12 protein-coding genes are annotated in these 12,358 nt (G+C 45.0%); 3 read left to right on the forward strand and 9 right to left on the reverse strand.

From position 1 onward, the window contains the following. Nucleotides 1-118 precede the first annotated feature (118 nt). From rlmM to pomA, 7 genes are all read right to left on the reverse strand, one after another. Nucleotides 119-1,210 carry a 23S rRNA (cytidine(2498)-2'-O)-methyltransferase RlmM gene (gene rlmM / locus Q5H80_RS10800; RefSeq protein ID WP_304564743.1) on the reverse strand — a complete coding sequence of 364 codons (1,092 nt, stop codon included), beginning with the start codon at nucleotides 1,208-1,210 and terminating at the stop codon, nucleotides 119-121. Further along, a complete protein-coding gene (locus Q5H80_RS10805; RefSeq protein WP_054542964.1) occupies nucleotides 1,207-1,605 on the reverse strand; it encodes a DUF423 domain-containing protein in 399 nt (132 codons plus the stop codon). Before Q5H80_RS10805 ends, rlmM begins: the two co-directional genes overlap by 4 nt. Continuing rightward, a complete protein-coding gene (locus tag Q5H80_RS10810; RefSeq protein ID WP_304564744.1) occupies nucleotides 1,595-2,218 on the reverse strand; it encodes an alpha/beta fold hydrolase in 624 nt (207 codons plus the stop codon). Before Q5H80_RS10810 ends, Q5H80_RS10805 begins: the two co-directional genes overlap by 11 nt. Beyond that, nucleotides 2,211-3,119, reverse strand: coding sequence for a transcriptional regulator GcvA (locus Q5H80_RS10815; protein WP_304564745.1), 909 nt, complete (start codon nucleotides 3,117-3,119; stop codon nucleotides 2,211-2,213). Before Q5H80_RS10815 ends, Q5H80_RS10810 begins: the two co-directional genes overlap by 8 nt. Nucleotides 3,120-3,793: 674 nt before the next feature. Then, nucleotides 3,794-5,242 (reverse strand): tRNA uracil 4-sulfurtransferase ThiI, encoded by a 1,449-nt coding sequence (thiI, locus tag Q5H80_RS10820; RefSeq protein ID WP_304564746.1) that lies wholly within the window; start codon nucleotides 5,240-5,242, stop codon nucleotides 3,794-3,796. Nucleotides 5,243-5,580: 338 nt separating this feature from the next. Beyond that, on the reverse strand, nucleotides 5,581-6,528 hold the full coding sequence (locus tag Q5H80_RS10825; RefSeq protein ID WP_304564747.1) for a flagellar motor protein MotB: 948 nt from the start codon (nucleotides 6,526-6,528) through the stop codon (nucleotides 5,581-5,583). A gap of 11 nt (nucleotides 6,529-6,539) precedes the next feature. Next, nucleotides 6,540-7,304 carry a flagellar motor protein PomA gene (gene pomA / locus Q5H80_RS10830; RefSeq protein WP_304564748.1) on the reverse strand — a complete coding sequence of 255 codons (765 nt, stop codon included), beginning with the start codon at nucleotides 7,302-7,304 and terminating at the stop codon, nucleotides 6,540-6,542. Nucleotides 7,305-7,602: 298 nt separating this feature from the next. Between pomA and xseB the strand changes: the two genes are divergently transcribed. From xseB to dxs, 3 genes are read left to right on the forward strand one after another with little or no spacing between them, the layout of a single operon-like run. Next, complete coding sequence (gene xseB, locus Q5H80_RS10835) at nucleotides 7,603-7,845, forward strand: exodeoxyribonuclease VII small subunit (RefSeq protein WP_004734405.1); 243 nt, start codon at nucleotides 7,603-7,605, stop codon at nucleotides 7,843-7,845. Nucleotides 7,846-7,865: 20 nt separating this feature from the next. Next, the gene (gene ispA / locus Q5H80_RS10840) at nucleotides 7,866-8,750 is read left to right on the forward strand and encodes a (2E,6E)-farnesyl diphosphate synthase (protein WP_304564749.1); all 885 of its coding nucleotides are present in this window, start codon (nucleotides 7,866-7,868) and stop codon (nucleotides 8,748-8,750) included. A gap of 21 nt (nucleotides 8,751-8,771) precedes the next feature. Then, nucleotides 8,772-10,655, forward strand: coding sequence for a 1-deoxy-D-xylulose-5-phosphate synthase (gene dxs, locus Q5H80_RS10845; protein ID WP_304564750.1), 1,884 nt, complete (start codon nucleotides 8,772-8,774; stop codon nucleotides 10,653-10,655). Between the two features lie 119 nt (nucleotides 10,656-10,774). Here dxs and pgpA read toward each other — a convergent pair whose 3' ends face one another. Both pgpA and thiL read right to left on the reverse strand, forming a co-directional pair. Then, nucleotides 10,775-11,281, reverse strand: a complete 507-nt coding sequence (gene pgpA, locus Q5H80_RS10850) for a phosphatidylglycerophosphatase A (RefSeq protein WP_304564751.1) — start codon at nucleotides 11,279-11,281, stop codon at nucleotides 10,775-10,777. After that, nucleotides 11,281-12,255, reverse strand: a complete 975-nt coding sequence (thiL, locus tag Q5H80_RS10855; protein ID WP_304564752.1) for a thiamine-phosphate kinase — start codon at nucleotides 12,253-12,255, stop codon at nucleotides 11,281-11,283. Before thiL ends, pgpA begins: the two co-directional genes overlap by 1 nt. Nucleotides 12,256-12,358: the final 103 nt, after the last annotated feature.

The raw sequence follows: 12,358 nt of genomic DNA on the forward strand, positions 1-12,358 counted from the left end.
AGACCAACCTTTCTATATTATCCGTACGAAGCGATAATCAAGCTCATAAACAAACTTCAGATATAAAAAATGCCCCTTAAAGGAGCATTTCTTTATCACTGACACACTAACGTAAATATTAGTACGGTGAGATATTCGAAAGCGACTGAATATGAACAGTGATCTCTTCTCGATCGTGGTAAAGGTGCTTCGCCTGCATCTTGAACTTCACTTTGTTATCAATCAGGAACTGTTTTAGGTTTTCTATATCCTGCAGAACTTCATCGTAACGGCCTTTCATTGGCAGTTTAAGGTTGAACAGTGCTTCTTTCGCCCAGCCTTTGATGATCCACTCACCCATTAAGTGAGCAACACGAGCTGGCTTCTCAACCATGTCACAAATAATCCAAGTCACGTTCTTACGGTCAGGTTCGAATTTAAAGCCATCCACCATGTGGTGCTTAATTTGACCCGTTTCCATTAGGCTATCCGCCATCATGCCGTTATCGACACAGTGAACAAACATAGAACGCTTAACCAATTGGTAAGTCCAACCACCAGGACACGCACCTAAATCTACGCCCCACATACCCGGAGCCAGACGCTCGTCCCACTCATCACGCGGGATGAATACGTGGAATGCTTCTTCTAGCTTCAATGTAGAACGGCTTGGCGCATCTGATGGGAATTTCAAACGAGGAATGCCCATGAAGAACTGTGAGTTATTGGTTGGGTAAGAGTAACCAACGAAACAGTGACCCGGAGCGATAAAACATAAATGAAGCACAGGCTTCTTAACATTGTCTTTCGCTGTCATCAGCCCTTTACCGCGCATAGCTTGACGCATTGGCACAGTAAACTTACGGCAGAACTTCAAAAGCTCTTTCGCTTCATTGGTGTCTGGCGTTTCAATGCGGATATCACCACAACGTGGAAAACCTTCTTTCTCAGCAAGCGACTCAAGAATTGGAGAAATACGATCATCAGTTGGCAGGTCTTTGATTTCAACCGCTACCGCGATCATTTGACGAGCAAAGATAAGCGATTGGAAGTCGATCTCTTTAACCAGTTTATCGGCTTCGCCTGCTTGATAACATTCAAACAATACAAAGCCTGTATTGTTCTTTAAGCGAGGAAAACCAAACACTTCCAGTTGTGTTGCCTTGTCTTGAATTTCGCCAGCACATTCTTTTTCAAAACCAGAGCGACAATAAAGTAGTACGTGTTTCACTGAGTTACCTCTTTTATATTCAAAGCAGCGAAGGAGAAGACTCCCCAACCAATGATAAATAGTAGACCACCAAACGGAGTGATAGGGCCAAACCATTTTATTCCTGTCAGTGCCAAGCCATAAAGGCTGCCACTAAAACAAAGGATGCCGATGATAAAGCAAATTGCCGCAATGAAAAAATATTTTTGTGATTTAGCGCCAAGTTTCATCTGCAGCAGAGCGCCACACGCCAATATCGCCAAAGTATGGATAAACTGATACTGAACACCCGTCTCAAACACGCCTAGCAGATACTCAGGTAAAATAGCTTTCAACCCGTGAGCCGCGAAGGCACCAAGCATCACAGCAATCGCGCCAGAGATACCTGCAAAGGTGAGTAAATACTTACTTATCATTGAGTACCTCTTTGATAAACGCTGACAGCTTCTCAACGGTTAAGGCAATATTTTGCTGCTCTGTGTAGCCAGAGCTCTTACGAGGTTTAAAGCTGTGATCGCCATCGGGAATAAACTCAACACGAATTGAATCCGACAAATCGAAATCAGCAAACTCTTCACGCTTACCAAAGGTATCGCGCTCACCTTGTAGAATAAGACACGGCTTTGCTAACTCAGCTAAGTGCTCACCCTTGAACTTCTCGGGCTTACCAGGGGGGTGGAAAGGAAAGCCTAAACAGACCATCGCTGCCACCTTATCAACTTCAGACAAATGGCTCGCCATACGCCCTCCCATCGACTTACCGCCAATGACAAGCTTATCGGCATCTACCTGTCCGATAATCTCTTGGTAAGCTTCAAGCAGCTTAGGGGCTCGATCAGGTGGACGACGCTTACCATCTTCAGCACGTTTGATCATGTAAGGGAAATTAAAACGAATCACTCGTATCCCTTTAAACGCCAACCCTTTTGCTACCGACTGCATGAACTCATGCTCCATACCTGCGCCAGCACCATGTGCAAAGATAAAGGTTATAGGGTTGTCTTCACCATCAATAATGAGGTTATTCATCAAGTAAGTCCTCTTGTTCACTTTGCGCTTTCGCCAACATCCAATCACGGAAAGTAGCAATACGCCCCATGTCAGCTTGTTTCTCATGACACACTACGTAGAAGGCGTTCTTACTGACCAACACTTCATCAAAAGGTGCAATCAAACGACCCGCTTCGATCTCAGGTTGCGCCAACACATTATTACCTAAAGCAATACCTTGCCCGTGAGCGGCCGCCTGCAACACCATGGTTGAGTGACTGAAGATAGGACCGTGATTAACGTTAACCCCGTCGATGCCATTTTGCTTAGCGAACTGTTTCCAATCCTTTCGAGAAGTATCATGCAGTAACGTATGACATGCTAAATCACTTAGCGACTCTAATGACTTCGTTCCGAGCAACACGGAAGGTGAACAAAGCGGGATCAGGTATTCTTGATAAAGCTTATCGGCTCTAAGGCCCGGCCAATTCCCTCGCCCATAGTAAATGGCTACGTCTACGTCATCAGTCAGCGAGCCTTCATCCATATCAACGGCTTTGATTCTTACATCAATATCCGGTTCTTGCTGATTAAAGTCAGCGAGCCTTGGTACCAACCATTGAATAGCAAAACTCGGCGGCAAACTGATGGTCAATGCGCCCTTCTCACTTCGCTCAAGCACTTTGTCCGTCGCTTCTGCCAGTGATGTGAAAATATCTTTGATATCCAAGAAGTAGCTTTGACCTTCTTCCGTCAGCAACAAAGAGCGGTTTCTTCGACGAAACAGCTTCAAAGATAAGAATTCTTCAAGCGCTTTGATCTGATGACTGACCGCGGCTTGAGTAACAAACAACTCTTCTGCGGCACGCGTAAAACTCAAGTGTCGAGCCGCTGCTTCAAACACTCTCAAGGAGTTTAATGGGGGTAATCGACGAGACATAGTTACTCTCTAAATAAGCATTAGTTTTTTTTATCTGAAACATTATAATTTGTCCATTGCCTAGCGGCCAGAGAAATTCTATATTTCATCCCGCAGCAGCTAGCCTGAACGGCTTGATTCTCTCTAGAATCAATTGGCTTAGCTCCTGCGATGTTGTGTTTGCAAACTCGTTCTTTTCGAGTTAGGTAGAGTTCTACCAAATGTTTTGTTGCAGTTCTATACTGAAACGAGGCATGTACTTCCTGTATTTATTTTGACCTGTCTGTCAAATTTGTTTACACCGCCTTATGGGCGGTGTTTTTTTATGTCCAAAGAAAAGTAACAATAAGTTTATCAATAGCTGTGCTAATTAATCTTTATTATTTGTCATCGTTAATCACAGAATTAGACACGCACTCAAATAAACAACTGAACACATACAAATAGAACCATTGAGTTGCACTAAAAAGTAACAGAATACTTCAAGTATACTCACACCTCTTCAGTTACATATAAACCCGCTTAGAGCTCACCAGTTCTATCAATCAAAAATTTTAAAGCTAAGCATGACGATAGCACGCCCAAACTCACGCCTCTGTCTGACTACTGTTAATCCTTCAGAATAGAAAATAAAAAAGCCGCTTACTTTTCAGTAAGCGGCTTTGCAAAATTATTAACGGTTGGTCAACACACCACTATGGGCGGTAAACCTTAACATTGTGGAAGCCTTGCTCTTGCAAGTAAAGCGCTTGCAGACGACTCATGACGCCACGGTCACAGTACAACAAGTACTCTTTCGCTTGGTCTAGGTCACCAAACTGAGTCGAAAGCTTGAAGAACGGGATGTGTTTAATTTCAACACCGTCGATCTCTAGTGGGCTTTCGTCTTCTTCGTCTGGGCTACGGATATCAAGAACGATAGCGTTCTCAGCAACCGCTTGAACTTGCTCCACTTCTGGTGCCTGTTCTTGGCTCTCTTTCTCGATATCACGGATATCCATAATACGAGCATTCTCAATCACTTGCTCTAGCACTTCGAAGTTAAACTTAGCTTCTTCCGCTTCTAGTTTGCCTTTCTTCGCTTTCACGGTTGGCTTCTTAGAGATAACACCACAATACTCAGGCATTACTTTAGCGAAGTCTTCAGTACCAATCTTACGAGACAGGTCGATGATATCTTCTTTGTCCCAGTTGATTAGTGGACGAAGGATCAAAGTGTCCGTCACGTTGTCGATATGACGCAGGTTAGTTAGCGTTTGGCTAGAAACCTGACCAAGAGCTTCACCCGTTACTAGTGCTTCGATACCGAAACGCTCTGCTACCATACCACCAGCACGCATGAACATACGCTTAAGAACAACGCCCATTTGGCCATCTTCAACGTTCTCAAGGATCTCTGCAACTACAGGTTCAAAATCGATAGAGATGAACTTCACCTTTGCAGATGAGCCGTACTTATTCCATAGGTAGTGAGCCACTTGCTTAACGCCAATCTCATGTGCAGGACCACCAAGATTGAAGAAACAGTAGTGAACCTTAGAACCACGTTTGATGTGCAGGTAGCTTGAAACACCAGAGTCGAAGCCGCCAGAGATCAAGCTCAGTAGATCTTCTTGAGTACCTAGAGGGAAACCACCAAGGCCTTTATGACGAGCCAAGACTTGGTTTAGCTTGTCGTTTGCCACTTCAACCTTAACAGTAACGTCAGGGTTCTTAAGCCTTACCTTCGCCGACTCAACCGCTTGATTTAGGCCACCACCTACATAACGCTCTAGCTCGATAGAGGTAAAGTCATGCTTACCACGACGCTTAGCACGTACTGAGAAAGTCTTACCTTCAATATCAGCACGGCTGCGCTCTAGTACTTGCTCGTAAATATCGTGCAAGTCTTTGAATTCAGACTGTTGTACTTCAAGAGAATGGTGAATACCAGGAGTGTGAGTCAGAGCCTCTAACACTTCTGTGTAGTATTGATCACTCTCAGACGTCACTTCGATATGATCGCGACGGTTGAATACCGCAACACTTTCACAGCTACGCTGAATAACGTTACGAATGTTGCACTCTAGAATCCTTGTGAAGCGCTTACGCACCGATTCACTTTTTACAAAAATTTCCGGATGGGGCTTAACAATAAATTTCATAGTACTTTCACAACATTAATGTTCAAAATTTTGAAAACGCTCATTGCCAATAAATTAGAGAATTTACTAGGCACTTGAAGCAGGAATGGATCATATCTAAATCTAAGGGCGCGAATTATACATGAGAAAATCAAACAAGGAAAAGAGTGCGTGCTTTAACCTCATCATTAAGCTGCCTGTTATTAAAAGTAGCAGATTTCGAAGCGACATAAGTACAGCCTTAGGAAGCTATGCACACAAGTAAAGAAAAAGCCCAACCTCTAACACTCTTTCTAGTTAAAGTGTATAAAGTTGAGCTTTGGGCGCCATTTACATATTAACAGGCGCGCACCTACAGGCTACTGACTAATAACAGGGACCTCTTCACTGTATAACGGCTCACCCTGCATGATGCTGATCTCTACGCGGCGGTTTAGGCTGCGTTGCCATTCAGTATCATTCGGTTCTACTGGTTCAGTGTCGGCCATGCCACGTACTCTCAAGCGTTGATGAGAGAACCCACGCACCTTCTCCATCTCTTGAGCAACAGATACTGCTCGCTGAGATGACAAATCCCAATTCGAGCGATAAAGCTCTGAATCAAGACGTTGATTATCAGTATGCCCAGAGATTCGAACAATACCGGGCACATCTTTAACAAGCTCAGCAACCTGTCTCACCAATGGTCGGAACTTAGGCTGTAGGAAAGCGGAACCTGATGGGAAGGCGCCTTTTTCACGAATTCGAATCACAATTTGCTGGCCAAGGTTTTCCACCTCAATCGCGCCTTGGTCGATCTCTCGCTCCAACGCCTTCTTGATGCTTTCCATCAAGGTTTCCATCTCTTGAGACTGTTCTTGAGCTTGCTGTTGCTGCTGATCTGATTCTGAGTTTTGGTTGTTGTGCGCAGAAACCTCTGCTGATTTACCACCCGTCATCTTGCCCTGATCACGCATCGTACCGCCAGCACGCTCAGATTCCCCTTCATGAAACTCTAGGGTTTGCTGCGTAATATCAATGGTTTGCTGCATGATTACATCAATAGGCGTTGGTTCTGGGCGACCAGGACGAAACTCCTGCGCAATAATGCTGGTACCTTTAGGAATGTCTTTCACTTCCAAGCGGTTTTGTACACCAAACGCGAATTTCATTGAGCCTGCGATCTGTTTAAATTTCAGTACGTCCATCTCAGAGAATGAGAGCAGCAGTACAAAAAAACACATCAACAATGACATCAAGTCAGCAAATGTTCCCATCCATTGTGGTAAACCCGGAGGGGGACATTTACATGGATTTTCTTCATCCATTTTTATTCCCCTTAAGCGATTTCACCATCAATCGTACGTTTACCTTCATTAAGGTAACTCTTCAGGTAACCGTCAATAACTCGTGGGTTTTGACCATCTTGAATCGCGAGTACGCCATCCATCACCAAACGACGATTCAGTGTCTCTTGGTCACGACGTAGCGCAAGCTTGTCCGCGATAGGGAAGAACACCATGTTCGAAAGAATTGCACCATATAGAGTGGTTAAAAGTGCAACCGCCATCGCCGGCCCGATCGCTTTTGGATCATCCATGTTCGAAAGCATGGCAACCAAACCAACCAAGGTACCAATCATACCCATTGCCGGTGCAACATCACCAAAAGCTGTAAATACTTTAGCGCCCTGTTCGTGACGTTCTGTGGTTAACGCGATGTCTTTTTGCAGTGCTGCACGCACTACATCACCATCATGACCATCAACCAATAGGTCGATGCCCTTTTGCATGAAACTGTTGCTGATTTCCATCTCTTCAAGTGCTAAGAAACCGCCTTTACGCGCGGCATCCGCCATCTCTACGACTTTAGCAATAAGATCTTCTGGCTCATCGGCTTTAAACATAAATGCTTTACCGGCAATTTTTGCCGCACCAAAGAACTGTCCCATGGTGAATTTCATTAGAACAACAAACGTTGAACCACCAATCACGATCAAAACGGATGTCGTGTCATAGAACATCCCGAGGCTTCCACCTAGGATCATTGCCATAATTACGAAGGCAAATCCACCAATCAAACCTATTAGGGTTGCTAAATCCACTGAGCACTCCTCATGCTTTTTTACAGTTCTACGTCGACGATAATATTCTTATCGGCAAGACTATAAGATCTTTTAGTTAATTCTTCGTCTAAGTATCACACTTTTCGTTTTTGAATCACAACTATTGGCTTACTTTGGACTTATCCAAAGCGTATAAACTCGATAAAGCCACGGTTATTCAATCAAAGTAAATTCAAGCGCCTTAAAAACGAACTTTCTAGCAAAAATTCTTGGTTACATTTGACCATCTCAGCGGCCTAGGGTAACGTTCGTTCATCTTTCCAAACGCAGATTTATTATGGCTACTAAGAAACCTGAAAATATGAGCTTTGAAGCGGCTATCGAAGAGCTTGACGGCTTGGTTGATCAACTAGAAAATGGTGATCTAGCTTTAGATGATGCGCTGAAAAAGTTCGAACGAGGCATCTCCCTCGCTCGTGCTGGTCAAAGTAAACTAAACGACGCTGAACAGCGTGTTAGCATCCTGCTGCAAAATGATGAAAATGCAGAACTGAGTGACTTTAACCCACAACCTGAATAACAAATTGTATGAGATCCCCTATGATCGAGACGTTATTGTCTTATCAAGCACGTAATAACGAGCAACTTAACCTTTGGCTTGATCGCCTGCCACACCAAAATCAGAATCTCATTAACGCGATGCGTTATGGGTTACTTTTAGGCGGCAAACGCGCACGTCCATTTCTTGTATATATTACAGGGGAAATGCTCGGCTGCACCGTTAAAGAACTCGACACTCCAGCCTCTGCAATTGAATGTATTCATGCCTATTCTCTGATTCACGACGACCTCCCAGCAATGGACGACGACGAATTGCGTCGTGGCCATCAGACTTGTCACATCAAATACGATGAAGCAACGGCAATTTTGACGGGCGATGCACTACAAACTCTCGCGTTTACTATACTTGCGGAAGGCACATTAAGTGCTGACGGGGAAAGCAATCGCGTTCGAATGATTCAACGTCTAGCAGAGGCCTCTGGTGCACAAGGTATGTGTATTGGACAAGCTCTTGATATTGAAGCTGAAAACCGCTCTGTCACGCTAGAAGAGTTAGAAGAAGTTCACCGTAACAAGACTGGTGCTCTAATGAAGAGTGCAATTCGTTTAGGTGCTCTGGCTGCTGGCGAAAAAGCGTTTGAAGTGATGCCTCAATTAGACAAGTACGCCGATGCCATTGGATTAGCATTCCAAGTTCAGGATGATATTTTAGATATCATTAGCGATACCGAAACTTTGGGTAAACCACAGGGCTCTGACCAAGAATTGAACAAAAGCACCTACCCTTCTTTGTTAGGTTTAGAGGGCGCTCAAGAAAAAGCGCAAACTCTGCTACAGGAAGCGCTTCAAGCTTTGGCTGCAATCCCATACAATACCCAGTTACTCGAAGAGTTCGCCCGATACGTCATCGAGCGCAAGAACTAAGACAATAAGCGCGCATTACCTATGACTCTTGATATATCCAAGTACCCAACTCTTGCTTTGGCTGATAAGCCAGAGGATTTGCGTCTCCTTCCAAAAGAGACGCTTACACAGCTTTGTGATGAATTACGCACCTACCTTCTAAACTCAGTGAGCCAGTCAAGTGGCCACCTAGCGTCGGGCTTAGGTACGGTAGAGCTAACCGTTGCTCTGCACTACGTGTACAACACGCCTTTTGACCAGTTGATTTGGGATGTTGGCCACCAAGCATACCCGCACAAAATTCTAACGGGTCGCCGCGACCGCTTGTCGACTATCCGTCAAAAAGATGGACTGCACCCATTCCCATGGCGTCAAGAGAGCGAATACGACACGCTTTCTGTTGGTCACTCTTCAACATCGATCAGCGCCGGACTTGGTATGGCGATCAGTGCGAAGAAAGAAGGTAAGAACCGTAAAGTCGTGAGTGTGATTGGTGATGGCGCGATTACCGCAGGTATGGCCTTCGAAGCGATGAACCACGCGGGTGATATTCACAATGACATGCTGGTTATCCTGAACGATAACGAGATGTCGATCTCTGAAAACGTCGGTGCTCTGAACAATCATCTAGCTCAAGTTCTTTCTGGCAGTCTTTACACGTCAATTCGTGAGGGCGGCAAGAAAGTGCTATCAGGCGTACCGCCGATTAAAGAGCTCGTTCGTCGTACAGAAGAACATCTAAAAGGCATGGTTGTCCCTGGCACTATGTTTGAAGAGTTAGGCTTTAACTACATTGGTCCGGTTGACGGTCACGATGTGAATGAGCTGATTAAAACGCTTAAGAACATGAGAGACCTAAAAGGTCCTCAGTTCCTGCATATCATGACGAAGAAGGGCAAAGGCTACGAACCAGCAGAGAAAGATCCAATCGGTTACCACGGCGTACCGAAATTCGATCCAGCACACTCAAGTCTGCCTAAAAGCACCAGCTCTAAACCAACTTTCTCTAAGATTTTTGGCGACTTCCTGTGTGATATGGCTGCGCAAGATCCTAAGCTGATGGCAATTACGCCAGCAATGCGTGAAGGTTCTGGCATGGTACGTTTCTCGAAAGAGTACCCAGAGCAATACTTCGATGTAGCGATTGCTGAGCAGCATGCTGTGACGCTAGCAACGGGTATGGCGATTGCGGGTGATAAACCGATTGTGGCTATCTACTCGACTTTCCTACAACGTGGCTACGATCAACTGATCCACGATGTAGCAATCATGGACTTGCCAGTCATGTTCGCTATTGACCGTGCAGGTCTTGTCGGTGCCGATGGTCAAACACACCAAGGTGCGTTCGACTTAAGCTTTATGCGTTGTATTCCAAACATGGTGATCATGGCACCAAGCGACGAAAACGAATGTCGCCAAATGCTTTACACTGGCCACCAGCACACAGGTCCAAGTGCCGTTCGTTATCCTCGTGGTAATGGCATGGGTACCGAGATTCAAAGTGAATTTACTGCACTTGAGATTGGTAAAGGTCGTATCATTCGCGAAAGCAAAAAAGCAAAAGATGGATCAAAAGTCGCTATCCTAAGTTTCGGTACTTTCCTTGAGAGTGCACTTCAAACCGCAGACGCTATCGATGCGACAGTGGCTGATATGCGCTTTGTAAAGCCACTCGATGAAGCTCTGATCAAACAACTTTCCGCCGACCACGATGTACTTGTAACAATCGAAGAAAACGCGATTGCAGGTGGCGCGGGCGCAGGTGTGATTGAATTCTTGATGCAAGAGAAACTACTGATGCCAGTATTGAACCTTGGTCTACCAGACAAGTTTATTGCTCAAGGAACACAGGGTGAGCTTCATGAAGAGCTTGGCTTAGACGCGAAAGGTATTGAGAAGTCGATCTCTGACTATCTTGCTAAATAACCTTAACACGTAAGCCCGTAAGCTCCGCAAACAAAAAAGGTTGGCCCTAGGGTCAACCTTTTTAGTATCCGAAACTTAGCTTAATGTGCTTGCAACTAAATCTTAATCCTTCAGCTAACTTAAACTAACCAGCCCGCGAAATGTGCCACTGCGTACAAAGCAACAGCCGCCATAATACCTGCCACAATATCATCAATCATGATACCTAAGCCGCCGTGTACTCGTTTGTCTAGCCAGCCAATAGGCCAAGGCTTCACCATATCGAAAAAGCGAAATAGGACAAAACCAGTGAATAACCATTTCCAGTCATCCGTAGGGATATTCAATAAAGGCACTAGGCCCATGGTGATCCAAAAGCCCGCAAACTCATCCCACACAATAGAGCCATGGTCGTGTACACCCATATCATCAGATGTCACCTGGCAGATCTTGATACCAATAATACAACTAACAACCACTACTGCGACATAAGCAGGGAAAGGTAACTGAACCAGCAATAGATAAAATGGGATCGACGCAAGCGTGCCCATGGTGCCAGGAATTATCGGCGATAAGCCACTACCAAAACCCGTTGCCAGTAAGTGCCAAGGGTTTTTAAGAGAAATAAGATAAAGTGGATTTGTCATCAATTAACCTTAAAGTGATCGTAACCAGTTAAGTTCCAGCTTAGTGGTTCACCATTATTGTGTAATTCAAAATATTCTACAGGTCTTATCTGGCCAATGCAGGTGACTTTTGTGCCAGTGTGCGACAAAGCACTTTCCAATGAACCTTTATTCTCTTCAGGTACAGTAAAGCAGAGTTCATACTCTTCACCACTGGTCAACGCATACTGTTGAGCCGAAGCAATATCAGATGTGAACTGGCGTAGTTCTGGAGAAATTGGCAACGCACTCACATCAATGCTTGCACCGACCTGAGAACGCTTAAGGATATGTTTTAAATCGGCAATAACGCCATCAGAGATATCAATAGCCGATGAAGCTAGGTTCACGAGAGCTTGACCCACCAATACTCGTGGAGAGCTAATGTAGTGCCTCTCTTCTAGCTCAAGTGCATAAGGCTTAGCTTTGTTCTGTTCAGGGGCTAATATCACCTCTAGACCCGCTTTGCTGTCGCCTAAGTTGCCCGTTACGTAAATCCAGTCACCCACTTTCGCGCCATCTCTGCGTAGTGCTCGACCTTCCGGTACAAAGCCCTGCACAGTAAGCGTTAAACTCAGCGGCCCCTTGGTCGTGTCACCACCAATAAGTTGAATACCAAAGTAGTCTGCAAGTTTGAAAAAAGAATCACAGAAGGGAGCAAGCCACGCTTCATCGACTTCAGGCATGGTTAAGGCAAATGAAACCCAAGCTGGCGTCGCACCCATTGCCGCAAGGTCGCTAATATTTGAAGCCAACGCCTTGTGTGCCACCCATGCCGGATTCGCCTCTGCTAAAAAGTGCGTACCCGCGACTAAGGTATCCGTGCTAATCGCTATCTCAACATTGCCCGGCGCTTTGACCAAAGCACAGTCATCGCCAGCAGCTAGAAGAACGTCTTTACGTTGTGGTTGTCGATTTACAAAATATTTTTCAATCAGGTTAAATTCGCCAGACATCACATGCCCTATCTTTAGTCTTCATACAAATCACTGTAATTATACCAATCACAGTAAGTAAGTGATCAAAATTAGCGTAGGGAAAAGGCTTGAGAACAAGGCA

Origin of the sequence: Vibrio sp. SNU_ST1, from assembly GCF_030563405.1 — a bacterium.
Classification (GTDB): Bacteria; Pseudomonadota; Gammaproteobacteria; order Enterobacterales; family Vibrionaceae; genus Vibrio.